This is a genomic window from Streptomyces sp. RP5T, assembly GCF_003933965.1.
In the GTDB taxonomy this organism is placed as follows: Bacteria; Actinomycetota; Actinomycetes; order Streptomycetales; family Streptomycetaceae; genus Streptomyces.
In genome coordinates, this window is the sequence record NZ_RSAJ01000071.1 from 1 (window position 1) to 23,877 (window position 23,877).

24 protein-coding genes and 1 pseudogene are annotated in these 23,877 nt (G+C 70.9%); 21 read left to right on the forward strand and 4 right to left on the reverse strand.

The genetic code is table 11. The features are described 5' to 3' along the window. Positions 1 to 660 (reverse strand): mannosyltransferase family protein (locus tag EHS43_RS10735; RefSeq protein WP_185806197.1); only part of this gene is annotated, 660 nt, incomplete at its 3' end. Between the two features lie 262 nt (positions 661 to 922). On the opposite strand from EHS43_RS10735, the gene EHS43_RS10745 reads away from it, so the two are divergent. Together EHS43_RS10745 and EHS43_RS10750 are read left to right on the forward strand one after the other, a co-directional pair. Next, positions 923 to 2,524 (forward strand): MFS transporter, encoded by a 1,602-nt coding sequence (locus EHS43_RS10745; protein WP_125190309.1) that lies wholly within the window; start codon positions 923 to 925, stop codon positions 2,522 to 2,524. 97 nt (positions 2,525 to 2,621) lie between these two features. Continuing rightward, positions 2,622 to 3,794 carry an acyl-CoA dehydrogenase family protein gene (locus tag EHS43_RS10750; protein ID WP_125190310.1) on the forward strand — a complete coding sequence of 391 codons (1,173 nt, stop codon included), beginning with the start codon at positions 2,622 to 2,624 and terminating at the stop codon, positions 3,792 to 3,794. 36 nt (positions 3,795 to 3,830) lie between these two features. Here EHS43_RS10750 and EHS43_RS10755 read toward each other — a convergent pair whose 3' ends face one another. After that, positions 3,831 to 4,271, reverse strand: a complete 441-nt coding sequence (locus EHS43_RS10755; RefSeq protein WP_037715589.1) for a cell division protein SepF — start codon at positions 4,269 to 4,271, stop codon at positions 3,831 to 3,833. A 557-nt stretch (positions 4,272 to 4,828) separates the two neighbouring features. On the opposite strand from EHS43_RS10755, the pseudogene EHS43_RS47580 reads away from it, so the two are divergent. Further along, positions 4,829 to 4,942, forward strand: a pseudogene (locus EHS43_RS47580) (FMNH2-dependent monooxygenase); the annotation flags it as partial. 492 nt (positions 4,943 to 5,434) lie between these two features. Continuing rightward, on the forward strand, positions 5,435 to 6,343 hold the full coding sequence (locus EHS43_RS10765) for a S1 family peptidase (protein ID WP_125190311.1): 909 nt from the start codon (positions 5,435 to 5,437) through the stop codon (positions 6,341 to 6,343). A 54-nt stretch (positions 6,344 to 6,397) separates the two neighbouring features. Here EHS43_RS10765 and EHS43_RS10770 read toward each other — a convergent pair whose 3' ends face one another. Continuing rightward, positions 6,398 to 7,282: an alpha/beta fold hydrolase gene (locus tag EHS43_RS10770; RefSeq protein ID WP_125190312.1), complete on the reverse strand. Its 885-nt coding sequence runs from the start codon at positions 7,280 to 7,282 to the stop codon at positions 6,398 to 6,400. Between the two features lie 88 nt (positions 7,283 to 7,370). Here EHS43_RS10770 and EHS43_RS10775 point away from each other — a divergent pair, with 88 nt between their 5' ends. The 16 genes from EHS43_RS10775 (at position 7,371) to EHS43_RS10840 (ending at position 22,642) form a co-directional block, all read left to right on the forward strand. Continuing rightward, positions 7,371 to 8,240: a slipin family protein gene (locus EHS43_RS10775; RefSeq protein ID WP_125190313.1), complete on the forward strand. Its 870-nt coding sequence runs from the start codon at positions 7,371 to 7,373 to the stop codon at positions 8,238 to 8,240. 233 nt (positions 8,241 to 8,473) lie between these two features. Beyond that, on the forward strand, positions 8,474 to 9,556 hold the full coding sequence (locus tag EHS43_RS10780) for a S1 family peptidase (RefSeq protein ID WP_125190314.1): 1,083 nt from the start codon (positions 8,474 to 8,476) through the stop codon (positions 9,554 to 9,556). A gap of 230 nt (positions 9,557 to 9,786) precedes the next feature. Beyond that, the gene (locus EHS43_RS46355) at positions 9,787 to 9,951 is read left to right on the forward strand and encodes a hypothetical protein (RefSeq protein ID WP_185806198.1); all 165 of its coding nucleotides are present in this window, start codon (positions 9,787 to 9,789) and stop codon (positions 9,949 to 9,951) included. Then, positions 9,944 to 10,351: a hypothetical protein gene (locus tag EHS43_RS10785; RefSeq protein WP_125190315.1), complete on the forward strand. Its 408-nt coding sequence runs from the start codon at positions 9,944 to 9,946 to the stop codon at positions 10,349 to 10,351. Before EHS43_RS46355 ends, EHS43_RS10785 begins: the two co-directional genes overlap by 8 nt. A 76-nt stretch (positions 10,352 to 10,427) precedes the next feature. Further along, positions 10,428 to 11,003 carry a phage tail protein gene (locus EHS43_RS10790; RefSeq protein WP_125190316.1) on the forward strand — a complete coding sequence of 192 codons (576 nt, stop codon included), beginning with the start codon at positions 10,428 to 10,430 and terminating at the stop codon, positions 11,001 to 11,003. A gap of 38 nt (positions 11,004 to 11,041) precedes the next feature. Beyond that, positions 11,042 to 11,332: a hypothetical protein gene (locus tag EHS43_RS10795; RefSeq protein ID WP_125190317.1), complete on the forward strand. Its 291-nt coding sequence runs from the start codon at positions 11,042 to 11,044 to the stop codon at positions 11,330 to 11,332. A 47-nt stretch (positions 11,333 to 11,379) separates the two neighbouring features. Beyond that, positions 11,380 to 11,745 (forward strand): DUF5361 domain-containing protein, encoded by a 366-nt coding sequence (locus EHS43_RS10800; RefSeq protein WP_260470470.1) that lies wholly within the window; start codon positions 11,380 to 11,382, stop codon positions 11,743 to 11,745. Positions 11,746 to 11,848: 103 nt separating this feature from the next. Continuing rightward, complete coding sequence (locus tag EHS43_RS10805; RefSeq protein WP_125190319.1) at positions 11,849 to 12,550, forward strand: hypothetical protein; 702 nt, start codon at positions 11,849 to 11,851, stop codon at positions 12,548 to 12,550. A gap of 59 nt (positions 12,551 to 12,609) precedes the next feature. Beyond that, positions 12,610 to 13,809 carry a hypothetical protein gene (locus EHS43_RS10810; protein WP_125190320.1) on the forward strand — a complete coding sequence of 400 codons (1,200 nt, stop codon included), beginning with the start codon at positions 12,610 to 12,612 and terminating at the stop codon, positions 13,807 to 13,809. Further along, entirely contained in the window at positions 13,806 to 14,666 is an 861-nt protein-coding gene (locus EHS43_RS10815; protein WP_125190321.1) for a phage tail domain-containing protein, read from the forward strand. The genes EHS43_RS10810 and EHS43_RS10815 overlap by 4 nt, the downstream gene beginning before the upstream one ends. 37 nt (positions 14,667 to 14,703) lie before the next feature. Continuing rightward, on the forward strand, positions 14,704 to 15,786 hold the full coding sequence (locus EHS43_RS10820; protein WP_125190322.1) for a hypothetical protein: 1,083 nt from the start codon (positions 14,704 to 14,706) through the stop codon (positions 15,784 to 15,786). A gap of 25 nt (positions 15,787 to 15,811) precedes the next feature. Further along, positions 15,812 to 16,813: a hypothetical protein gene (locus tag EHS43_RS10825; protein ID WP_125190323.1), complete on the forward strand. Its 1,002-nt coding sequence runs from the start codon at positions 15,812 to 15,814 to the stop codon at positions 16,811 to 16,813. Then, positions 16,813 to 17,940, forward strand: coding sequence for a hypothetical protein (locus tag EHS43_RS10830; protein ID WP_125190324.1), 1,128 nt, complete (start codon positions 16,813 to 16,815; stop codon positions 17,938 to 17,940). The genes EHS43_RS10825 and EHS43_RS10830 overlap by 1 nt, the downstream gene beginning before the upstream one ends. A 16-nt stretch (positions 17,941 to 17,956) precedes the next feature. Then, positions 17,957 to 18,130, forward strand: a complete 174-nt coding sequence (locus EHS43_RS46360) for a hypothetical protein (RefSeq protein WP_185806199.1) — start codon at positions 17,957 to 17,959, stop codon at positions 18,128 to 18,130. 112 nt (positions 18,131 to 18,242) lie between these two features. Further along, positions 18,243 to 21,677 carry a DNA polymerase III subunit alpha gene (locus EHS43_RS10835; protein ID WP_125190325.1) on the forward strand — a complete coding sequence of 1,145 codons (3,435 nt, stop codon included), beginning with the start codon at positions 18,243 to 18,245 and terminating at the stop codon, positions 21,675 to 21,677. Continuing rightward, on the forward strand, positions 21,674 to 22,642 hold the full coding sequence (locus EHS43_RS10840) for a hypothetical protein (protein ID WP_125190326.1): 969 nt from the start codon (positions 21,674 to 21,676) through the stop codon (positions 22,640 to 22,642). The genes EHS43_RS10835 and EHS43_RS10840 overlap by 4 nt, the downstream gene beginning before the upstream one ends. 58 nt (positions 22,643 to 22,700) lie before the next feature. Here the strand turns inward: EHS43_RS10840 and EHS43_RS10845 are convergent, their stop codons facing one another. Then, entirely contained in the window at positions 22,701 to 23,075 is a 375-nt protein-coding gene (locus EHS43_RS10845; protein WP_125190327.1) for a cupin domain-containing protein, read from the reverse strand. A gap of 96 nt (positions 23,076 to 23,171) precedes the next feature. Here EHS43_RS10845 and EHS43_RS10850 point away from each other — a divergent pair, with 96 nt between their 5' ends. After that, entirely contained in the window at positions 23,172 to 23,615 is a 444-nt protein-coding gene (locus EHS43_RS10850) for a MarR family winged helix-turn-helix transcriptional regulator (protein ID WP_125190328.1), read from the forward strand. Positions 23,616 to 23,877 lie beyond the last annotated feature (262 nt).

Here is a 23,877-nt window from a genome sequence, read left to right on the forward strand (position 1 = left end):
GGCGGGGGTCTGGGTGCGGCTCCGGGAGCGTCGGTCGCTCACGAACGCCGCGATCGCCGCCGCCCACACCGCCGCGACCACCGCCAGCCCCACCGGCCGGGTCAGACCCGCCAGGGACGCCAGGAGACCCGCCGTCACCCAGCGGCCCCTCAGGACCGCGTACAGCGACCAGGCCGCCAGCGCCGTGAACAGCGACTCGCTGTACGCCATCGACTGGACGATCCCGACCGGCAGGACGGCCCACAGCAGGACCGCGCAGACGCCCGCCCGACGGCCGTACACCTGGTCCGCCACCGCGAAGACGCCCCAGGCGGCGGCCAGGGACGCGAGCAGCGACACCGCGAAGCCCGCGTCGGCGTACGACAGCGGGGTCACCGCGGACAGCAGCCGCTCCAGCCACGGCAGGAGCGGGAAGAAGGCCAGGTTGGAGTGCACGTCGCCGTTCGGCAGCCGCACCTCGTAGCCGTAACCGAGCTCGGCGACCCGGGTGTACCAGAGGGCGTCCCAGCGGGCGGTCAGCAGGGTGTACGCGCTCTTGTCGCGCGCCGCGCTCCACAGGGCCAGCGTGAGGAGGCCCAGGGCGCGGACGGCCGCGTAGCCGAGCAGCGCCGGGGCGGCTCGGCGCAGGGCCGGTGCGGTGCGCGTTCCAAGATCGGTCACGGGGCCGATTATCGACCGGGCGCCCCGGCCGCCCGCTCACCGGGGCGGGACGGCGGGCGGCGGAAGTGGTGTACGCCACACATGTTCCGTCCGCGGTGTGAGAGGTCCGCCACTGGGACCGCGCGCGAACTCGCGTACGCTGACGTGTCACCCGCCGTTCGCTGCGCGGGCCGGAGACCACCGCTCCTCTCCGGCCGAGATCATGGGGAGTCCCCACCCCGTGTGCCCGCCGAACGCGAGGGAACATCTGGGAGGTACGTACATGTCCGGGACGACCACGGCCGCCGATGTGCTGCGCCGTCGGGCGGCCGGGGCCGGTGCAAACCGCTGGGTCGTCCTCGTCGTCCTGTGCGTGAGCCTGCTCCTGGTCGCCCTGGACGCGACCGTGCTGCACGTGGCGGTGCCCGCCGTCACCGAGGACCTCAAGCCCGGCGCGATCGAACTGCTCTGGATCGTCGACGTCTATCCGCTCGTCTGCGCCGCGCTGCTCATCCTCTTCGGCACCCTCGGTGACCGTGTGGGCCGCCGGAGAATCCTTCTGCTCGGTTACACCCTGTTCGGCGTCGCCTCGGGTGTCGCCGCCGTCGCGGACACCGCGCAGGTGCTGATCCTCGCGCGGGCGCTGCTCGGCGTCGGCGGCGCGATGATCATGCCCGCGACGCTGTCGATCCTGCGCCAGGTCTTCCCCGACCGGCGTGAGCGGGCGCTGGCGATCGGCATCTGGAGCGCCGTCGCCGCGGTCGGCGCGGCCGTCGGACCGCTGCTCGGCGGCTTCCTCCTCGAACACTTCTGGTGGGGCTCGGTCTTCCTCGTCAACATTCCGTTGATGCTGGTCAGCCTGCCGGTGGGCCGACTGCTGCTGCCCGAGTCGAAGGGCAGCGGGGACGGCCCCTGGGACGTGGTCGGCGCGCTGATGGCCGCCGCCGGACTGTTCGCCCTCGTGCTCGGCGTCAAGCGGCTCGGCGGCGGGGACCTCGACGCGTTCACCGCGGTGCCCCTGATCGTGGGCGCGGCCCTGCTCGTCCTCTTCGTACGGCGGCAGCGGCGGCTCGCGCATCCCCTGGTGGACCTGCGGATGTTCGCCCGCCCCGCGTTCAGCACCTCCGTCGGCTGCATCGTCCTCGCGATGCTCGCCCTGGTGGGGCTCGAACTGATCGCGGCGCAGTACCTCCAGCTGGTCCTCGACCTGTCCCCGCTGGAGACCGGACTCAGGCTGCTGCCGCTGACGATCGCCGCGATGGCGGCGGGGCTGGCCGGGGCGCGGCTGCTGCGACGGTTCGGGCCGCGCCGGATGGTCAGCGCCGGGTTCTGCCTCACGGCCCTTGCCGTGCTGTTGCTCACCGCGATGGGCGACGCGGACAACACCGGCCTGCTGGTGTCCGGGTTCCTGCTGCTCGGGTTCGGTCTGGAGACGACGCTGTTCGGGGCGTACGAGTCGATGCTCAGCGAGGCTCCGCCGGAGCAGGCGGGCGGGGCCGCGGCGATCGGCGAGACCTCGTACCAGCTCGGCGCGGGCATCGGGATCGCGCTGCTCGGCAGCGTGATGAACGCGGCGTACACACCCGGCCTGTCGGGCGTGCCCGGCGTCCCGCAGTCGGCGTCCAGGTCGGCCGGGCACTCCCTGGGCGAGGCCTACGAGGTGGCCGGACGCCTCGGCGGACCCGCCGGGGTGGCCCTGCGCCGGGCCGCCCAGGACTCCTTCGTGCACGGGCTGCACGTGACCTTGCTGGTGAGCGCGGGGTTGTTGCTGCTGGGTGCGGTGATGGCGCTGCGGTTGCCGCGCACCATGCAGTGCGGTGAGTCCCCGGCCGAGGTGGAGCTCCCGGCGCCCAGGGAAGTCGCGGAGTCGCGCGTCTCGGCCTGACGGCGTCTGGCTGTGCGCGGGAGCGCGCTGTAACGTCGGCCGCGCCGCTGAATTAGCGCTGCTAGTTTCGAGTCGCTCGTCTGCCGGAGGATGTGCCATGCCCCCGTTCGACCCCGCCGACCCCCTCGGCATCGACGACCTCCTGGAGCCGGAGGACCTGGCGATCCGCGCGACCGTGCGGACCTGGGCCGCCGACCGCGTGCTGCCCCATGTCGCCGACTGGTACGAGAAGGGCGAGCTGCCGGGGATCAGGGAACTCGCCCGGGACCTCGGTCGGATCGGCGCCCTCGGGATGTCGCTCAGCGGGTACGGCTGCGCCGGAGCCTCCGCGGTGCAGTACGGGCTCGCCTGTCTGGAGCTGGAGGCCGCCGACTCCGGGATCCGCTCCCTCGTCTCGGTGCAGGGCTCGCTCGCCATGTACGCGATCCACCGGTTCGGCAGCGAGGAGCAGAAGCAGACCTGGCTGCCCCGCATGGCCGCCGGTGAGGTCATCGGCTGCTTCGGGCTGACCGAACCGGATCACGGCTCCGACCCCGCCTCCATGCGCACGTACGCCAAGAAGGACGGCACGGACTGGGTTCTCAACGGGCGCAAGATGTGGATCACCAACGGGTCGGTCGCCGGGGTCGCCGTGGTGTGGGCGCAGACCGACGAGGGGATCCGCGGTTTCGTGGTGCCGACCGACGCGGCCGGTTTCTCGGCGCCGGAGATCAAGCACAAGTGGTCGCTGCGGGCCAGCGTCACCAGTGAGCTGGTCATGGACGACGTACGGCTGCCCGCAGACGCGGTGCTGCCGGAGGTCGTCGGGCTGAAGGGGCCGCTGAGCTGTCTCTCGCACGCCCGGTACGGGATCGTGTGGGGTGCGATGGGGGCGGCGCGGTCGTGTTTCGAGACCGCCGTCGACTACGCGAAGACACGGGAGCAGTTCGGGCGGCCGATCGGGGGCTTCCAGCTCACCCAGGCCAAACTCGCCGACATGGCGGTCGAACTGCACAAGGGGATTCTGCTCGCCCACCATCTGGGGCGGCGCATGGACGCCGGCCGCCTGCGTCCCGAGCAGGTCAGCTTCGGCAAGCTCAACAACGTCCGCGAGGCCATCGAGATCTGCCGTACGGCGCGGACGATCCTCGGGGCCAACGGGATCTCGCTCGAATACCCGGTGATGCGGCACGCGACGAACCTCGAGTCGGTGCTCACGTACGAGGGCACCGTCGAGATGCACCAGCTCGTGCTGGGCAAGGCGCTCACCGGGCTGGATGCCTTCCGGTGAGACCTGCTGGGGGCAGGGCCGGTGAGCGGCCCTGCCTCAGCTCTGGTTGAAGAAGCCGTCCGTGCGGTGCGCGGCCGGATCGCCGTTCACGATCTCCGTGTTGGCGGGGGTCAGCAGGAACACCCGGGTGGACACGCGCTCGATGGAGCCGCGCAGTCCGAAGATCAGCCCGGCCGCGAAGTCGACGACGCGCTTGGCGTCACCGGCCTCCATCGCGGTGAGGTTCATGATGACGGGCACGCCGTCGCGGAACAGTTCGCCGATGGCGCGGGCGTCCCGGAAGCTGTCCGGGGTCACCGTGCCGATGCGTCGGCCCTTCTCCTCGGCGACGTCCGAGGCCACCTTGACCCGCGGGTCGGTGACCCAGGCATCCCCGGGCTCGGTCCCTTCGGAGTATCCGTCGTCGTCGTAGTAACGCTCGTCATCGTTGTCGTCAACGAGGCCCAGCCAGGCACTCGCCTTGCGCACCGATCCCATGGACGCCTCCTCTCACAGCGGTTTCTCTTGCTTCTGTATCCCTATGGTCATCCATGATGCGGATCGCGCGCCAAGTGGATAGCCGCCGCGCGGGGGGTTTGTGACGGTACTGGTGCACAGCGAATCCGTCGAGAGCCCAGGTACCCCAAGGGTCGTGTCCCATACGGCTGCTGACTGTGAGTGAAATATGATTCTTCACGGCGTACGGGTGAGGCGCGGAGCGTACGGGTGAACGCGGCGGCCGGGAAGAACCCGCTGCTCAACGCGATCCCGGCCACGATGGATCACGGTGACTGTCCGTGCTGCACCACGCCATCACCGGCCCGGGGAAGGTTTTCTAAGTGTGTGTCACTTCCGCTGATGCAGGTCGAGCTGGTCGGCGTGCGTGAGTGGAGGCACGGCGAAGGGGTCTCCTGGAGACGGGGAACGCCGGGTGAGGGGAGGGTGTGAGTGAAGGTCACCGCCCCGCCTGCGGTACGCCGGTGTTTCCCTGGTGCGTGCCGCGAGCGCCGCACAGGCCGGCGCCGTACGAGAGCAACTGCGGGCAGACGCGCTGGATCGCTGCGCTCCAGCACCGCGGGCTGTTCCGCATCTTCTACCCGGGCAGTACGTTCCGCGAGCACCTGGGTCTCGCCGGGCCGGCCGGCCAATTCGCCGTGGCCGGGGCGTAAGCCGTAAGCGGACGCGTCCGGCCCGCACTTCCCGGGGGTCGGGCACCTGGTGTGGACCTTTCGCCGGGGGCGGTTTTCGGCGATGCCGGGAAGCGGAACGGCGACCCCCTGTTCCGCTTCTCGTGCTCGTGCGTGCGAGGCGTCGAGGAACGAGCCACCGGCGGCCCCTGGTTGCCGTCGGCGACGCGGGTTCCCGGCGTCGACCTCGGTGTCTGTCACTCGGCGCTGTCCGGGAACGCCCTCCGCGTGGTCGCCGGGGCAGGGGAGCGGGACGGAATTAGAAGGAGGGAGGTTCCCTCCGAACCGCAAAGGTGTTTCAAAGGTTGACGGCCGAAAGGCGCCCTTGCGCCGACCGTCCGTTCGGCCGAATACTCCCCCTCAGCGCTTGTCAGGAGCACGGCGTGTTCGAAATCCGGACGGCCGTGCCGCTGACTGCGCCTCACGGGCCCCGACCCCACGCGGGCCCCCGACTTCCCTTGGAGGGAACGAAACGTGAGGATCAAGCGCACCAACCCCCGCAGTGGCATGGCGAGACGGACCCGGCTGATCGCCGGTACCACCGGCCTCGTGGCCGCGGCCGCGATCGCGGTCCCCAGCGCGAACGCGACCGCTGCGACCCCGTTCAGCAGCGCCGAACTCAAGAGCGCCAGCAGTTCGGTGCTCAAGGCCGACATCCCGGGTACCGCCTGGGCCGTCGACAGCAAGACCAACCGTGTCGTCGTCACCGTCGACAGCACGGTCTCGCAGGCGGAGATCGCCAAGATCAAGGAGCAGGCGGGCAGCAACGCCGACGCGCTCACGATCAAGCGGACCCCGGGCAAGTTCAACAAGCTGATCTCCGGCGGCGACGCCATCTATGCGAGTAGCTGGCGCTGCTCCCTCGGCTTCAACGTCCGCAGCGGCAGCACCTACTACTTCCTGACCGCCGGTCACTGCACCGACGGCGCGGGCACCTGGTGGTCGAACTCCGGGCACACCACCACGCTCGGTTCGACGGCGGGCTCCAGCTTCCCGACCAACGACTACGGCCTCGTCAAGTACTCGACGAGCTACCCGACCTCGTCGATCTCCGGCACCGTCGGCAGCGTCGACATCACCAGCGCCGCCACCCCGAGCGTGGGCACCACGGTCTACCGCCGCGGTTCCACCACCGGCACCCACAGCGGTCGGGTCACCGCGCTGAACGCGACCGTCAACTACGGCGGCGGCGACGTCGTCTACGGCATGATCCAGACCACGGTCTGCGCCGAGCCCGGCGACTCCGGCGGCCCGCTCTACTCCAACAGCGGTGTGGCCTACGGTCTGACCTCCGGCGGCAGCGGCAACTGCTCCTCCGGCGGCACGACCTTCTTCCAGCCGGTCACCGAGGCCCTGAGCGCCTACGGCGTCAGCGTCTTCTAGGCCCGGCACAGGGTGAACCCCCGTACGCATCCGCCGTACGGGGGTTCGTCGTGATCACGGCGTGGCCCGCCGCGCCGGCGCGCAGAGCCAGTCCAGTACGTCCGGCAGCGCCGCCAGGGCGCCGAAGTGGCCGGCGTCCTTCTGAAGTACGGGCCGGGCGCGGGGGATACGGTCCGCCAGCCAGGTGAAGTGGCCGACCGGGGAGAGGGTGTCCTCGGCACCGTGCCACAGCAGGACCGGCCGGGGGACGGCCGCCGGGTCGAACCCCCAGGAGCTGAGCAGGGCGAGAACGTCGTCGAGCCAGCCGTACGACGATCCGCGCAGCGCCTCCCGGTAGGCGCGCAGCAGCATCTCGCCGACCGCGGGGGCGGAGACGATCCGCCGGTCGGCATCGGTGAGTCCGTCGCGCAGGGAGACGAGCAGCTGCGCGGGGTCGCGGCGGATGTCGGCGGCGCGGGCGGCCAGGTGTCCGGCGAAGTCGAGCGGGTCGGTGAGCGCCCGGGTGAACTCCTCGACGCGGGAGGGGGCCATGCCGTCGAACCAGCGCAGGTCCCTGGCGTCCGGGGGTGCGGGAGAGGCCAGTACGGCCGTCCGCCGCACCCGCGAGGGCAGCAGTGCGGCGCAGGCCAGGGCATGCGGGGCGCCGCCGCAGTGGCCGAGCACCGAGAAACGGCCGAGTCCGAGGGCGTCGGCCAACTCGGCCACGTCCCGGGCGGCGTCGGCCACGCGGCGGCCCGGAAGCCGGTCGGAGTCGCCGTAGCCGGGGCGGTCGTAGGCGAGGAACCGGATGTGCGGGTGCGCGGTCACGACGTCCCCGGGGACGACTCCGAAGCGGCAGCCCGGGGTGTCGTGCAGCAGGACGACGGGGCTGCCGTCCGGGTCCCCGTACTCCTCGACCGTCAAGCGGCGGCCGTCCCGTGTCCTGATGTCGTGCACCACCGGTGTCCTCCGTCTCCCTTTGTGTACACGTCGGGGTTACCGTCGAAGTACACACCTAGAGCGCCTGGTTCGGACCCTGGGGGTCGCGATGGTCGAGGAACTGGTGGCGGCGGGCGTGACACTCGTGTCCGCCGGAGCGGTGTACGTCATGGCGGCCGCGCGGGTCGTCAAGCAGTACGAACGGGGCGTGGTCTTCCGCCTCGGCAAGCTCCGGCCGGACGTGCGGGGGCCGGGGTTCACGATGATCGTCCCGGGGGTGGACAAGCTCCGGAAGGTCAACATGCAGATCGTGACCATGCCGGTGCCCGGGCAGGAGGGCATCACCCGGGACAACGTCACGGTACGGGTGGACGCCGTCGTCTACTTCAAGGTGACCTCGCCGGCCGAGGCGGTCGTCCGGGTCGAGGACTACCGGTTCGCCGTCGCGCAGATGGCGCAGACCTCGCTGCGGTCGATCATCGGCAAGAGCGAGCTGGACGATCTGCTGTCCAACCGCGAAAAGCTCAACCAGGGGCTGGAGTTGATGATCGACAGTCCCGCGGTGGAGTGGGGGGTCACCATCGACCGGGTCGAGATCAAGGACGTCTCCCTGCCCGAGACCATGAAGCGGTCCATGGCCCGGCAGGCCGAGGCGGACCGGGAACGCCGGGCGCGGGTCATCAACGCGGACGCGGAGCTCCAGGCATCGAAGAAGCTCGCCGAGGCGGCCAAGGAGATGTCCGAGCAGCCCGCCGCGCTGCAACTGCGGCTGCTGCAGACGGTGGTGGCGGTGGCGGCGGAGAAGAACTCGACGTTGGTGCTGCCCTTCCCCGTCGAGCTGCTGCGGTTCCTGGAGAAGGCGCAGCAGGGGGTGGCGGCCGCGCCGCCCGCCGTTCCGCAACCGGTGCAGGAGCAACGTCCGCCTCTTGAGTCCCGGCCGAATCCGGATGCCGGAGGGTCGATTTCAGGACAGGACTAGACCTCACAGGCTGATGCGGTGTTACTCGCTCGTAGTGTTTGCAGCGTGAACGGCCAAGGATGACCGTGGTCTGTCAAAAATGACGGGGGCGTGCAACCGCGTTCTACGCGCGTCCGGAAGTCACCCTTGTGCGCTCCCGACGGGGTTCGGAAGAGTAAGGGCTCGTCAACCAGCCTTCCGGCTCCCGAGACCCCCACGCTCTCGCGGGCCGACCCCCCACAGGAGGACGCGAGTTGAAGCACCGACGCATACCCCGGCGGCGGATTGTCATGGCGGGTGCGGGCGTCACCGCACTGGTCGCCGCGGGAGTCACCTTGCAGACTGCGAACGCCAGCGAGACGCCGGCCACGCCCCACGTCAGGACCCTCTCGGCTATCGCGGCCGGAAAGCTCGCCTCGACGCTCGGCACGGAACTCGGCGCGGACGCGGCCGGGACGTTCTACGACGCGAAGACCAGGACGCTCGTGGTGAACGTGCTCGACGAGGGCGCGGCGCGGACCGTCTCGGCGGCCGGGGCCACGGCCAGAGTCGTCTCGAACTCCCTCGCCGAGCTGAGGAGCGCGCGCACGACCCTCGCGGACGACGCGACCATCCCGGGGACGTCCTGGGTGACCGACCCCACCACCAACAAGGTCGTCGTCACCGCGGACCGTACGGTGTCCGCCGCCGAGTGGGGCAAGCTCACCAAGGTGGTCGACGGGCTCGGTCAGGTGGCCGAACTCCAGCGCGCCAAGGGGGAGTTCAAGCCCTTCATCGCCGGTGGCGACGCGATCAGCGGCTCCGGCGGGCGGTGCTCGCTCGGGTTCAACGTGGTCAAGGGCGGCCAGCCCTACTTCCTCACCGCCGGGCACTGCACCGAGGCGATCTCGACGTGGTCGGACTCCAGCGGCAAGCAGATCGGCACCAACGAGGTGTCGAGTTTCCCGGGTGACGACTTCGGGCTGGTGAAGTACACGGCAGAGGTCGACCACCCCAGCGAGGTGGATCTCTACAACGGGTCCGCGCAGGCGATCACAGGGGCGGCCTCGGCGACCGTCGGCCAGTCGGTGACGCGCAGCGGGTCCACGACCCAGGTGCACTCCGGGAAGGTCACCGGCCTGGACGCGACGGTGAACTACGGCAACGGCGACATCGTGAACGGGCTGATCCAGACCGATGTGTGCGCGGAGCCCGGGGACAGCGGCGGCTCGCTCTTCTCGGGGAGCAGCGCGATCGGGCTGACGTCCGGAGGCAGCGGTGACTGCACCTCCGGCGGGCAGACGTTCTTCCAGCCGGTGACCGAGGCGCTGTCGGCGACGGGCGCGTCGATCGGCTGACGCCCGCTCCTGTGGAGCGCTGAGCCCCGCCCCCCTGTGCCTGGGGGCGGGGCTCTCGCGTCTCTCGCCATCGTTATCCGTTCGAGACCTCAAGTTGCTCACGCTGTGCTTGGGGCGGCCGTTACATTTGCGTTTCCTGGGCGCCGACTTCCCTCTGACCAATGGAAGTTGATCACCCAGTGAGTAGCTCAGTGGGTTGCTTCACAGCCGACCGTTTCGGGGGAAACGCCGTGCAGAAGATCCAGTTGACCTATTGGTGGAACGGGCACGAGCCCGGTGACGTCGTGGACGTGGACGACCTCGCCGCGCGGGAACTGCTCGGTGTCATCGCGCGCCCCGCGGAGGGCCTCGCGGACTCCGAAGGCTCCGCGGACTCCGCCGACTCCGATGAGTGAGCCGTACGTCACCTTCCCGGACGTGGAACAGCTGGTCGTCGACCTGCTCAAGGACCGCAGCGAACTGGCGGGCGTCGTCGTCGACGTCGCGCCGCCGGCCGGCTTCGACGGCTCCCAGCGCGCCGTCCTGGTCTCCAGGATGGGCGGTGCCTGGGCGGAGGACCCGCGGCTCGACAACCCACTGGTCGACCTGGAGGTGTACGGCCCCTCCAAGGCGGCGGCCCACACCGTCTCCCTCGTGGCCCGTTCCCTGATGCTCCAGCTCAGAGGCGTGCGCCATGGCGGGGCGACCGTCGTGGACGTCGTCGAGGAGGACGGGCCGCGCTGGCTGCCCGACTACCGCCACGCCAGCGCCAACCGCTATGTCTCGACCACCCGCCTGGTGGTCCGCCCGGCCTGAACGGCCGTGTTCCCGGCGTGACTTCGCCTTACTCCCACAGCAGCACGTCATGTCCATCTCCCAGCAAGGAGCAGTGATGGCCGGAACGAACGCCAAGGAGATCCGGGTCGCGGGCAGTGGCCGTGTGCTCATCGCCCCGCTCGCCACCGCACCGCCCGCCGACACCGCCGCGGCCTGGGGGGCCGGGTGGAAGGACCTCGGCTACACCACCACCGACGGGGTCAAGATCTCCAAGAAGGACAAGCTCGACCCCGTGGACACCTGGCAGAGCGTCAGCTCGGCGAGGTTCGTCTACTCCGACCGCGATCTCAGCTTCAAGTTCCAGCTCCTCCAGCTGAACGAGGACACCCTGCCGTTCTTCTTCGGCGGCGGGCAGGTCAAGGAGACGGCGACCGGGTCCGGCCTCTACAAGTACGAGCTGGCGGCCGAGCCGAAGTTCGACGAGCGGATGCTCGGGCTGGAGTTCGCGGACGGCGACGAGGTCAAGTACCGCATGATCGTCGCCCGCGGCCAGGTGACCGAGACGGAGGAGCTCGCCCTCGTCCGTACCGCTCCCGTGAAGCTCGGCGTCACCTTCACCGCGCTGGCCACCGTGGACGGTGCCCCGCTGGCGACCTTCCTGATGAAGGACCCGAGCTTCAGCGCGGCCTGACCCTCTTCGTTCCCCTCGCAGCAAGGAGCTCCACCGACATGGCCCCCTTCAACGTCAACGCCGCCCGTGCCCAGCGTCTCGAAGCAGTCGGGAAGAACTGGGAGTTCGAGGTGGACGGCGATGTGTTCCGGCTGCCCACCGAGTTTCCGCGCAGTATCGCCAAGCAGATCGCCGCGCTCGACGACAACGACATCGACGGGTTGCTGGCGCTGCTGCTCGGAACGGAGCAGTTCGAGCGCTTCTGCAAGTACGACACCAGTGTCCAGGACGTCTCCGCGATCCTGGAGGCGTACGGCAACGACACCGGGATGTCGTTGGGGGAAGGCTGAGCCTCGGCGCGCTGATCGAGGAGCACGCCGAGGCTCTGGAGGCGGATCTGCTCCGCCACTACGGGGTCGACCTCCTCGACTGGCACCGGGGCCGGCTCTCCTCCCGCCGCCTGCGCGTCCTCGTCGAACACCTTCCCGCGGACTCCTCGTACGCCCGGGCGGTCCACGGCGAACAGGCGGACTGGACGGTCACGGACCACCTGCTGGCGGCGGCCGTCGACCATCTCGCCGTGGCGAACTGGATGTTCGCGACGGTGCACAGGGACGAGGACGCGGAACCCGCGGATTACCCGGAGGCGGTGCCGAGGCCGTCCCGAGCGAACACCGAGAGCGGCGAGACCGTGCAGGCGGTGGCGGAGAAACGCGCCGCGACCCCGGCCGAGATCGTGGCCTTCCTGAGTTCTCCCCTGTGAAAGGAGGTATACCTTGCCCCCTTCGGACCCCGCCGGAACCATCCCCGCGTGGATCTACGAGTACGCGGCCTCCAGGTCCTTCCAGGACGCCGTGAGGAAGGTCGTGGACGCCAAGTGGCTGGCCGACAACGTGCCGGTCACCGGTGCGAAGGCCGAAGTCACGGGTGTGAAGGCGGAAGCCAACGCCCTCGCTGCCACCGCCTTCGGGGTGCAGACCGAATACGGTCTGGTCAAGCACGAAGCCACAGTCATCGATGTCAACAAGATCCTTGAAGGCCGTGTCCAGGAGGCGCGGGACAAGGAGCAGGATCGCCGGTTGCACGTCCTGAGCGTCGAGGCCGTGAGCATCAAGGACCTCGTGCAGAAAGTGAAGACGGACCTGATCCGTGACGCGGGGGACATCCGGCGGGCCCAGAGCGCCGGCGACCGGCAGGTGGAGCGCCTGGTGGCCGATCTTCGGGGCAAGGTCGTGACCATTCAGAAGAAGCTGCTGGCCGACGACCGGGTGCTGCACGAGCGGATTACCAAACTCACCACCAGAGTCGGCAAGGTCAGCGAGGTCGCGCACAACGCGGATGCTCGCAGCAAGGCCTCGCGGGTCAAGACCAATGAGGTCCTCGGGAAAGTGAAAGCCCTGGACCGTGAGGTCGAAAGGGGCCGGAAGCTGGTCGGCAAGCTGGACAAAGAGGTGGGGACGGGCATGCAGCGGGTTGGCGCGCTGGAGCGGAGCGCCACGAGTGCGAGCCGGTCGATCCAGAGCCTTCACAACCATATCGACGGTCTGGAACAGGCCTTGCGCAGGTAGCCGCTCACCTGCCCGCACCCCAAAGACCCCATCGGCGAAAGCGACGGAGCCAATCCACCATGCAGACGTCACTCGTATCGGTCACCCGGGCGCTGAACCAGATGCGATCCGCGGCCACCAGCACCGGCGGTGCCGTCACTCGCATGCGGACCGCGGTCACCGGGGCCAGTAGTTCCGTCGATCGGCTCAAGAACGCGGCCACCCAGGCAAGTACCGCCACCGGTCGGCTGCGGAGTGCCGCCGCTCAGGCGAGTGGGGGACTCAACCAGGTGCGGACCGCTGCCGCTCGGGCATCGAGTGATGTGCAGCGGGCCGGGCGCAGCGCGGCGTCCGGGGGTGGGCTGTTCAGCCGGTTCAGCCAGGGGCTGCGGACCGCCACGACCGCCCAGCGCGGGCTCAACACCGCCATGAAGGCCAACATCCTCGGCGCCATCCTCGCCCTCGTCATGCCGCTCATCACCAAGCTCATCGACATGGCGATGCAGTCCAAGACCGTGCAGGCGGTCATGCAGGCGGCGTTCAAGATCATCGGGCAGGTGGTGGGGACCGTCATGAAGGGGGCGTCGGTCGCCATCAACTGGCTGATCGACGCCGGGAAGAACGTCGTCAACTGGCTCAAGGCCAACTGGCCGTTGCTCGTCGCCATCCTCACCGGACCCGTCGGCATCGCCGTGCTCGCGATCGTCAAGCACTGGGACCGGATCAAGGAGGCCGTCGGGTCGGTGCGGGACTGGATCGTCGACAAATGGAACGCCGTGGTGGACTTCCTGCGGGGAGTGCCCGGGAAGATCTGGGGGTTCTTCGCCGAACTCCCCGACAAACTCATGCACTTGGGCGGCGACCTCGTCCAGGGCCTCATCAACGGCATCAAGAACTCGGCCTCAGCGCTGCTCAACACCGTGAAGAACTTCATCGTCAACACCATTCCGGGACCCATCCGCAGCATCCTCGGCATCGCCTCCCCGTCCAAGGTGATGATGGGCTTCGGCGGGGACGTCGGCGAAGGGCTCGCCCTCGGCATGGAGGGCGCCGGCAACCGGGTCGCGGGCGCCGCCGGCCGGCTCGCCACCGCCACCGCGCGGAGCGTGATCGGCCCCGGTTACAGCCTCGCCGGAGTCGCCGCCGGCGCCTCGGCCCGGCCCGGCACCGCCACGGCGAACGCCCCCGTCACCGTCAACGTCCACCCCCGCCCCGGCCAGTCCGAGTACGAGATCGGCCGGATCACCGCCCGCGAACTCGCCTGGGCGGCCAAGCGATGAGCGGCCGCCAGCTCCAGCAGCCGGTGTTCGAGGTGGACGGCTGGGCCGGGAACACCGTCGACGACGACGGCGTCGAGTGGTGGGTCACCAGCGAGCAGGGCTGGGCCGCCACCCCGCCCGTCCGGCTCACCCTGACCGACCGCCCCGAGCGCAACGGCGCGTTCGACGCCCCCTCCTACCGGGGCCCTCGCGTGGTCACCCTGGAGGGCATGGCCATCGCCCCCGAACGCGCCGTACGGGAAGAGGCCAAGGACCGGCTGGCCGCCGTACTCGCCGACGGCAGCACGCTGTCGCCGCTCGTCGTCACCGAACCGCACCGCGTGCGGCGGGCGTTGGTCCGGCTCACCGCCGAGACGAAGATCGTCGACCGCAAGTCCGGCGCCTTCGAGTTCTCCCTGACCATGACCGCGCCGGACCCGCTGCGGTACTCCTACGGGCTCAACACCAGCACCTGCCCGCTGCCCTCCTCCAGCGGTGGTGTCGCCTTCCCGCTCACCTTCCCCCTGGACTTCGGCAGCGGCTCCTCGGGCGGCCGGCTGCTGCTGGAGAACAAGGGCACCGTCCCGACCTGGCCCGTCTGGCGGATCGTCGGGCCCTGCGCGCAGCCGGTGATCAGCAACACCGCGACCGGTGAGGAGCTGGCCTTCGAACTCACCCTCCAGGAGGGCGAGTTCCTGGTCGTCGACACCGACGCACGGTCGGTCCTGCTCCAGGGCACGGCCTCCCGTCGCGCCACGCTGCTGCCCGGCTCGGACTGGTTCCCGCTCCGGCCGGGTGCGACGCCCGTGCTCTTCCGCGCCCGCGACTACGCCTCGGCCGCCCGGCTGACCGCGGAGTGGCGGGACGCCTGGCTCTGACCCGCCCGCCCTCGGCTACCAGAAGGAACGCACCCGCATGGCTGACTTCGAGCGTGACTCCGGATGGCTCTCCGGAAGCGTCGTCGACGCCGAGGACGCCCGGCTCGCCACCGGCGTACTCGCCTCGGCGGCCGCGGACCCCGGCAACCCGATCGCGGCCCGCACCGGTATCAGGCCCGGCCCCGGCAGCCCGGGCAACGTCGAGGCGACCTCCACACCCTCGCGCAATGTGACGGTGCGTCCCTTCCAGGGCGTCGTCCAGGGCACCCGTACCACCGCCGCGGGCGCGTATCTGATCACCCTCGCCCAGCAGAAGACCCTCGACGTGCTCACCGCGGCCCCGGCCCACTCGTCGTACTCCCGGATCGCCCTAGTGGTGGCCCGGCAGACCGACCGGCAGTACGGCGACGCGAGCGACGGCATGCTGGTGCAGGTGGTGGCCGGGGCGCCCGCGGTGACCCCCGTCCCTCCCACGGTCACCGGCGACCACCTGCCTCTCGCGCAGATCACCGTGCGGGCGAACGCGGGCTCCGTCACCCAGGCGGACATCAAGGACCTGCGGATGTTCACCGTGGCCGCGGGCGGAGTGCTGCCCCTGCAGTCCTACGAGTCGCTCCCCGCCGACGGCTACGCCGGACAGCGGCTGTACGACCTGGAGAGCGGCCTCGACCTGGTCCGCACCGGCACGGCCTGGCGTCCCGCGGCCACGGGGGCGGTGGAGTTCTTCGGGCCGGCCGACGCGGGCTGGCCGCTGACCAGCGGCTCGGCGGGAGCCACCGGGTACACCTTCAACCAGGTCACCGTGCCCGCGGCGCCGTACCCCCGCATGCTGCTGATCACAGGGCAGTTGTACGCGGTCACCTCGGGCCCCGACGAGCGGTGGGACCACGTGGTGCGCAAGCAGGACGGGACGGCTCTGTCCCTTGCCTGCTTCCACGGCGGTCCCACGAGGATCACCACCAGCGTCGCCCAGGGACATCACCTGCTGCCCGCCGCGACCCCGCTGGTGCTGACGCAGTACGTCGGCCGGGGCGGCGGCATGACGACCGGTACCGCCAGTGTGGGCTCGGCCGCCGCGCACTACACCGGCCTGCGTGTGATCGCGTTCCCCGTCCCGTGACGCCCCGACCGGAAGAGGCATCCTGATGAGCACGCCCACTCCAGAACGCGACTCCGGCTGGATCTCCGGCGGAGTCGTCGACGCCGAGGACGCCCGGCTGGCCACGGGCGTGTTCGCCGCGCCCGGCCCGAGCCCGGTCCAGGCCCGCAGCGGCATCCGGCCCGCCACCGGGGACCCTGGCCGGGTGCAGGTCACCGCCACCGTCTCCGGCAAGGTCATCGTGGCCCCCTTCCAGGGCGTCATCCAGGGGACCCGGGCCAGTGCGACCGGGGCCTACCTCGTCACCCTCGGCCAGCAGAAGACCCTCGACGTCCTCGGCACGAACCCCGCCGACTCCAGCAACCCGCGCAACGACCTGGTCATCGCCCGGCAGCGCGACGCGCAGTACGGCGACGCCACCACCGGCATGACCGTGGAACTCGTGAAGGGGAGCGCCGCCGCCACCCCCGTCGACCCCGCGGTGAGCGGCGACTTCATCCCGCTCGCCCGGATCAGGGTGGCGAAGAACGCCTCGTCCGTCGCCGCCACCGACATCGACGACCTGCGCCCCTGGACCGCGGCGGCCGGCGGCATCCTGCGGGTCTGGGGCGAGGGGGGCCGGCCGGCGTACCCCTACTCGGGCATGTACATCCACCGCTGGGACACCAACCACCTGGAGTGGTACGACAGTTCGGCCGGGTGGCGGGCGGTCAACGACGACACCGGGTGGAACAACCTCACCCTCCTGCCCAACTGGGTGGTGTACAACGCCGAGACACCGGCGGTACGCCGGGTGGGCGCCACGGTCCATCTGCGGGGCGCTGTCCAGAGCACGGTCGCCCTGACGGCCAACGCCACCTCCCTCATCGCCGTCCCGGCCGGTTTCCGCCCGGCGGTGAGGCACCACTGGTACACGGTGATCGGTGGCACCACGCGAGGCCTCGAACTCATGCTTCGTCCGGACGGTGGCATCGCGTTGTATCCCCAGGACTCCCCGCTTCCGGTCAACCAGCTGATCTACCTCAACACCACCTGGCTGGTGGGCTAGTGGCCGCCCGCCCGACCCGCTACACCTACTACACCGCCGACCTCGCCACCGGCCTCGTCACCGACGAACTCCCGCTCTACGACGTCACGTTCAGCACCGAGCTCAACGAAGCCGGCGAGTTCCGCGCCCGGTTGCCCCTCGGCGACCCGCGGATCACCGTCCACGGTCCCCGTGAACTCACCGAACCGGGACGCGCCGCCCTCTACGTCGAGCGGGACGGCGTGCTGGTCTGGGGCGGGGTGATCTGGACCGTCAAGTACACCTCCGCCGACCGGCACCTGGAGATCGGCGCGGCCGGCTTCCTCTCCTACTTCGACCACCGGCGCGTCCTGCCCGCGGCCTTCGACCCGGCCCTCACCGACCTGGCCTCCGTCTCCGTCCCCTTCACCGACCGCGACCAGAGCGACATCGCCCGCGAACTGGTCGCCGTCGCGCAGGCGCACCCCGGCGGCGACATCCGCGTACGCCCCGAGTCCACCGCCCTCTCCGGCATCACCCGCACCCTGGTCTACCCCGGCAGCGACCTCAAGAGCACCGGCGAGGCGCTGCGCGAGCTGGCGAGTCTGGAGGACGGCCCCGACTTCGTCATCGACATGGCGTACGGCAGCGACGGCCGTCCCGCGCGCCGGCTCCGCGTCGGCACCCCGCAGCTCGGCCGGCAGGGCACCCCGCATGTGTGGGAGTACGGCGCCAACCTCATCGACTACACCTGGCCGGCCGACGGCGCCTCCACCGCGAGCCGGGTCTTCGCCCTCGGGGAGCAGGGCGAGAGCGGTCAGCTCGTCGCGGTCGCCGAGGACAGCGGCACCGGACGCCCGCTCACCGAGACCGAGGTCTCCTACGTCCATCTCACCGACGCGGACCTCCTGCGCTCCCAGGCCCGCTCGGCCCTCGCCGCCGTCTCCGCCCCGGTCGTCCTGCCCGAGCTGACCGTGCGCGCCGACCTGGAGCCCGTCCTCGGCTCCTACCAGGTCGGCGACGACGCCCTCGTCGTCATCAAGGACGTGTTCTTTCCCGAGGGCACCCGGTTCGGCGTACGGATCACCGGGATCGAGGTCACCCCCGGCAACGACGCGGGCGAGGAGCAGGTCCGGCTGACCGTCACCCTCGCCACCGGCACCCCATGAATCCAAGGAGCACCTCGTGACCAGGATCAACCGCCCCGACACCCTCCTCACCGAGCTCCGCGACATCAAACGGCGCCTGCACGCCCTGGAGACCGCGCAGCGTGCGACGGCCACCGGCACGCCGTCGGCCGCCGTGGCCGAGCCCCTCGCCGAGGAATCCGCCGAGACCGACACATCCGGGTCCGAATAGGCCGTTTCCGCAGGTGAGAGGTGACTCGAACGCTGTCGTACGCATGTTCGGTTTTTGGTCTATGGTGGAGGTGAGGCGATAGGGAACTGATGTTCGACAGCGGGAGGTGCGGATGCCTGGCTTCACTCATCTGCACACCGTCTCCGGGTTCTCCCTGCGCTACGGCGCCTCGCACCCGGAGCGCCTGGCGGAGCGCGCCGGCGAGCGGGGGATGGACGCCCTCGCCCTCACCGACCGCGACACCCTCGCGGGCACGGTCCGCTTCGCCAAGGCCTGCGCGAAGGCGGGGGTGCGTCCGCTGTTCGGGGCGGAGCTGGCCGTGGAGGAGGCCGAGCCGCTACGGCAGGAGCGGCGCCGTGCCCCCGTGCGCGGAGGTGCCTTCGTCGACGAGTCGGCCCCCCGTGTCACCTTCCTCGCCCGGGACGGCGCCCGCGGCTGGGCCGACCTGTGCCGGCTCGTCACGGCGGCGCACGCCGACAGGGGGGAGCGGGGCACGCCCCTGGTGCCCCGGGCCGAGAACCGGGGGGACGGCCTGACCGTGCTGCTCGGACCCGCCTCCGACGTCGGCCGTGCCCTGGCCGCCGGCCGCCCCGACCGGGCCGCCCGGCTCCTCGTCCCCTGGCGGGAGACCTACGGCGACGCCCTGCGCCTCGAAACCGTCTGGCACGGACGCAAGGGCACCGGCCCCGGCTCCTTGCGGCTGGCCGCCCGTACCGTCGGATTCGCCGCCGAGCAGCGGATCCGGCCCGTGCTCAGCAACGCCGTACGGTACGCCGACCCCGGCCTCGGCCCGGTCGCCGACGTCCTGGACTCCGCCCGCCGCCTGGTCCCCGTGAGCGCCGTCGAGGAACTGGACTCCGGCGAGGCCTGGCTCAAGGACGCGGGCGCCATGCTGGCGGCCGCCGAGCGGATCGTCGAGGCCGCGGGCTTCCGGCGCGACACCGCGCACCGGCTGCTGGAGCAGACGCGGGCGACGGCCGCCGAGTGCCTGGTCGACCCCGAGGACGACCTCGGCATCGGGACCGTCCACTTCCCCGAACCGCACCTCGTCGGCGCGGGCCGGCGCGGCGCCCAGCGTGCCCTGGCCTCGCGGGCGGCGGCCGGGATGGTGCTGAAGGGCTACGCGGGCAGGCGCGCCTACTGGGAGCGGATGCACGAGGAACTCGACATCATCGCCCACCACGGCTTCGCCTCCTACTTCCTGACGGTCGCTCAAGTCGTCGACGACGTAAGGGACATGGGCATCCGGGTCGCCGCCCGCGGCTCCGGTGCGGGCTCGCTCGTCAACCACCTCCTCGGCATCGCCCACGCCGACCCCGTCGAGCACGGGCTGCTGATGGAGCGGTTCCTGTCCACACGGCGGCTCGTCCTGCCCGACATCGACATCGACGTGGAGTCCGCGCGCCGCATCGAGGTCTACCGGGCGATCATCGGGCGGTTCGGGACCGAGCGGGTGGCCACCGTCTCGATGCCGGAGACGTACCGGGTGCGGCACGCGATCCGGGACGTGGGGGCGGCCCTGTCCATGGACCCGGCCGACATCGACCGCATCGCCAAGTCCTTCCCGCACATCCGGGCGCGGGACGCCCGCGCGGCACTGGAGGAACTGCCCGAACTCAAGGCGCTCGCGGAGGAGAAGCAGCGGTACGGCCGGCTGTGGGAGCTGGTCGAGGCACTCGACGCCCTTCCCCGGGGGATCGCCATGCACCCGTGCGGGGTGCTGCTCTCCGACGCGTCCCTGCTCCGCCGCACCCCGGTCGTGCCGACCAGCGGCGAGGGGCTGCCCATGTCCCAGTTCGACAAGGAGGACGTGGAGGATCTCGGACTGCTCAAGCTCGATGTGCTGGGCGTGCGGATGCAGTCGGCGATGGCGCACGCGGTCACGGAGGTGGAGCGGGCGACGGGGGAGCGGGTCGACCTGGACGCCGTACCGCCGGGCGACCCGGAGACGTACCGGCTCATCCGGTCCGCCGAGACGCTGGGGTGCTTCCAGATCGAGTCACCGGGGCAGCGGGACCTGGTCGGGCGGTTGCAGCCGGCCACCTTTCACGATCTCGTCGTGGACATCTCGCTCTTCCGGCCCGGTCCGGTCGCCGCCGACATGGTGCGGCCGTTCATCGAGGCACGGCACGGACGGGCGCCCGTCCGGTATCCGCACCCGGACCTGGAGCGGCCGCTGGAGGAGACGTACGGGGTCGTCGTCTTCCACGAGCAGATCATCGACATCGTCGACATCATGACCGGGTGCGGGCGCGGCGAGGCGGACCGGGTCCGGCGCGGGCTGTCCGACCCGGAGTCGCAGGGCCGGATCCGGTTCTGGTTCGCCCAGCACGCGGCGGCCAACGGATACAGCGCGGAAACGATTCAGCGCACCTGGGAGATCGTAGAGGCCTTCGGGTCGTACGGCTTCTGCAAGGCGCACGCGGTCGCCTTCGCCGTACCGACGTACCAGTCGGCGTGGCTGAAGGCGCATCACCCGGCGGCCTTCTACGCCGGGCTGCTCACGCACGACCCCGGCATGTACCCGAAGCGGCTGCTGCTGGCGGACGCGCGGCGGCGCGGGGTGCCGATCCTGCCGTTGGACGTGAACGCGTCGGGGGTCGCACACAGGATCGAACTGGTGTCTGATAAACCTTCGGTGTGGGGCCTGCGGCTCGCGCTCTCCGACGTCCACGGCATCAGTGAGGCCGAGGCGGAGCGGATCGCCGAGGGACAGCCGTACTCCTCGCTGCTGGACTTCTGGGAGCGAGGGCGGCCGAGCCGTCCGGTGGCCGGGCGGCTGGCCCAGGTCGGCGCGTTGGACGCCTTCGGAGCCAACCGGCGCGATCTGCAACTGCACCTGACCGAGCTGCACCGGGGCGCACGCGCCGGCCGCGGGGGCCAACTCCCCCTGTCCGGCGGGCGCAGGACGGCCCCGGCCGGACTGCCGGACCTGTCCTCCGTGGAGAAGCTCAGCGCCGAGCTGGGAGTGCTGTCGATGGACGTCTCGCGCAACCTGATGGACGACCACCAGGAGTTCCTTACGGAGTTGGGCGTGGTCAGCGCGCGGCGGCTGCGCGAGGCACGGCACGGCGAGACCGTGCTGGTCGCGGGGGCCAAGGCGGCCACCCAGACGCCACCGATCCGGTCCGGAAAGCGGGTCATCTTCAGCACCCTGGACGACGGCACCGGACTGGTCGACCTCGCCTTCTTCGACGACTCCCACGACGCCTGCGCGCACACCGTCTTCCACTCCTGGCTGCTGCTGGTGCGCGGGGTGGTGCAGCGGCGCGGCCCGCGCAGCCTCAGCGTGGTGGGCGCGGCCGCCTGGAACCTCGCCGAACTGGTCGAACTGCGGGACGGGGAGGGCCTCGACGCGGTGGCGGCGCGACTGGCCGAGCCGCTGCCGACGGGGGACGGTGACGCGACCGGCGATCCGACCGGTGGCCGGCGAATCCAAATGCCGACGGGATACGAACTGCATCCGTGGGCCGATCTGCGACCGGCGGGTCAAGAGGCCTCACAGGTAAGGAAGTTGTGGCACCAGAGTCCGGGGAGTGCGGGATGACCATCCTCTGCGTACGTTTCCAGCTGCCGCCGACGCGGGAGGCGGCCCTGCCCGAACTGCTGGGCCTCCTGGAGGAGTTCACCCCGGTCGTCGAGGCGCTGCCACCGGACCGGGCACTGGCCGATCTGCGGGGCGCCGAACGGTACTTCAAGCGGGACGCCGTCGAACTGGCCTCGGTGATCCGGGTCCGCGCCCTCGCCCTGCACGGCGTCGACTGCGTGATCGGCGCCGGACCCGGGCCGATGCTGGCCCGCATGGCACTGAAGGAGGCCCGGCCCGGGATGACCCGCGCGGTGCCCGAGGACGCGGTGGCGGACTTCCTCGCCGGCCGGCCCGTCGCCGCGCTCCCCGGCGTCGGCACCGCGACCGCCCGCACCCTGTGCGAGTACGGTCTGGACACCCTGGGCCGGGTCGCCGCCGCACCCCTGTCCACGCTCCAGCGCCTGGTCGGCGCGAAGGCCGGCCGCGAACTGCACGAGAAGGCGAACGGCGTGGACCGCGGCCGGGTGGTCCCGAACGGTGTCTCGCGCTCCCTCGCCACCGAACGCCCCTTCACCCGCGACGAGTTGGACCCCGACCGGCACCGCCGTGCCCTGCTCTCCGCCGCCGAGGAACTGGGCTCCCGGCTGCGCGCCCTCGACAAGGTCTGCCGCACCCTGACCCTCACCGTCCGCTACGCCGACCGCACCGCGACCACCCGCAGCCGCACCCTCGGTGAACCCACCGCCCATTCGGCGGCCCTCACCAGGGCGGCCTACGGCATGTACGAGGCCCTCGGTCTCCAGCGCGCCCGGGTCCGCTCGATCGCCCTGCGCGCCGAGGGCCTCGACCCCGCGGAACAGGCTTCCCACCAGCTCACCTTCGACCCCACCGACGACAAGCTCCGCCGTATCGAGGAGGCCGCGGACCGCGTCCGGGCGAAGTTCGGGCCCCTGGCGGTCCTGCCGGGCACGCTGGCCGCGTAGGGCCTGTCCGGAGTGCCGGGCCCCGCGACGCCGGCATGGTCCGCCGGACAGGCCCGGGTCAGTTGGCCCACGGCGGGGTGATGCGGGTGCCGTCCGCCAGGGTCGCCTCCAGGCCGATGGAGGTGGTGACCCAGGTGAGGGCGGTGTGGTCGGTGGGGTTCTCGACGGTGAAGGTCGCGCCGGGGGTGACGATCACCGTGTCGCCGGCGGTGATCCGCCGGGTGCTGTCGTCGAGGGTGACCAGCAGTTCGCCGATGAGCAGATGGAAGATCTCCTCGCGGCTCACGGTGTGCGCCGGTGCCTTCGTCCCGGCGGGGATCTCGCCGCGCCAGGCGCAGAGCTCCTTGGCGCCGCTGAGGGGAGTGGCGTACGAGACGAAACGGGCGCCGTGGATCTCATGGGTGACGGCTTCGGACGAGCGGACGACGGGCATGGGGGCCTCCTGAACGACAGATGGTCAAGAAGATTGACTATATGGCTCCATAGTCAAGCTGCTTGACCAGTTCGTCAAGGGTGTTTCAATGCCTGGGTGCAGAACTCCGAAGCCCTCGCCCTGTCCGCCGCCCTGCTCGCCGCCGCCGGCGACCTGACCCAGCGCATCAACGAGGGGGTCGTCGCGCGGGGCTTCGAGGCGCGCCCCGCCTGGGGGTTCGCGTTCTCGCGGCTCGCGCCGGACGGGGCCACGGTCACGGAGCTCGCCGCTCATCTCGGGGTGACCAAGCAGGCCGCGAGTCAGCTGGTCGACGAGATCGTGCGCAAGGGATACGCCGAGCGGCGGCCGCATCCCGGTGACGCCCGGGCCCGGCTCGTCGTGCTGACCGAGCGGGGGTGGGCCTGCACCCGTGCGGCGGAGGAGGCTGCCGCGGAGGCCGTGGGCGCGTGGATCGACGTACTCGGTGAGGGTGAGGTGCGGGCGTTGCGTGAGCGATTGGGGCGTATCGCTCCCTATGGTCCCCTCAGGCCCGCCTGGTGACGGTTCATCGGCAGATGCGCGTGCGGTGGTTAGCGCTGGAAGTTTTTACTGACGCGTAACTTCCCAAGCGTCCTACTCGTCCGTAACTTTCGAATTGAACAGCATCCTCGTGATCCGGGTCACAGGGCGTACGGCCATCGCAACTCCCTTGAGCCGCAAGGAGATCACCCGATGCTGCCCTGGAAAAGACTGCTCAGACCCCTCGCCGCCCTGCTGCTGACCGCCACGGTCGCCGTCGTCCCCGCCGCCACCGCCGCCCAGG

Coding starts and splice junctions, on each gene's coding strand:
- EHS43_RS10745 (WP_125190309.1), top strand. CDS start 923: ATGTCCGGGACGACCACGGCCGCCGATGTGCTGCGCCGTCGGGCGGCC.
- EHS43_RS10750 (WP_125190310.1), top strand. CDS start 2,622: ATGCCCCCGTTCGACCCCGCCGACCCCCTCGGCATCGACGACCTCCTG.
- EHS43_RS10755 (WP_037715589.1), bottom strand. CDS start 4,271: ATGGGATCGGTGCGCAAGGCGAGTGCCTGGCTGGGCCTCGTTGACGAC.
- EHS43_RS10775 (WP_125190313.1), top strand. CDS start 7,371: ATGGTCGAGGAACTGGTGGCGGCGGGCGTGACACTCGTGTCCGCCGGA.
- EHS43_RS10785 (WP_125190315.1), top strand. CDS start 9,944: ATGAGTGAGCCGTACGTCACCTTCCCGGACGTGGAACAGCTGGTCGTC.
- EHS43_RS10790 (WP_125190316.1), top strand. CDS start 10,428: ATGGCCGGAACGAACGCCAAGGAGATCCGGGTCGCGGGCAGTGGCCGT.
- EHS43_RS10795 (WP_125190317.1), top strand. CDS start 11,042: ATGGCCCCCTTCAACGTCAACGCCGCCCGTGCCCAGCGTCTCGAAGCA.
- EHS43_RS10810 (WP_125190320.1), top strand. CDS start 12,610: ATGCAGACGTCACTCGTATCGGTCACCCGGGCGCTGAACCAGATGCGA.
- EHS43_RS10815 (WP_125190321.1), top strand. CDS start 13,806: ATGAGCGGCCGCCAGCTCCAGCAGCCGGTGTTCGAGGTGGACGGCTGG.
- EHS43_RS10820 (WP_125190322.1), top strand. CDS start 14,704: ATGGCTGACTTCGAGCGTGACTCCGGATGGCTCTCCGGAAGCGTCGTC.
- EHS43_RS10825 (WP_125190323.1), top strand. CDS start 15,812: ATGAGCACGCCCACTCCAGAACGCGACTCCGGCTGGATCTCCGGCGGA.
- EHS43_RS10835 (WP_125190325.1), top strand. CDS start 18,243: ATGCCTGGCTTCACTCATCTGCACACCGTCTCCGGGTTCTCCCTGCGC.
- EHS43_RS10840 (WP_125190326.1), top strand. CDS start 21,674: ATGACCATCCTCTGCGTACGTTTCCAGCTGCCGCCGACGCGGGAGGCG.
- EHS43_RS10845 (WP_125190327.1), bottom strand. CDS start 23,075: ATGCCCGTCGTCCGCTCGTCCGAAGCCGTCACCCATGAGATCCACGGC.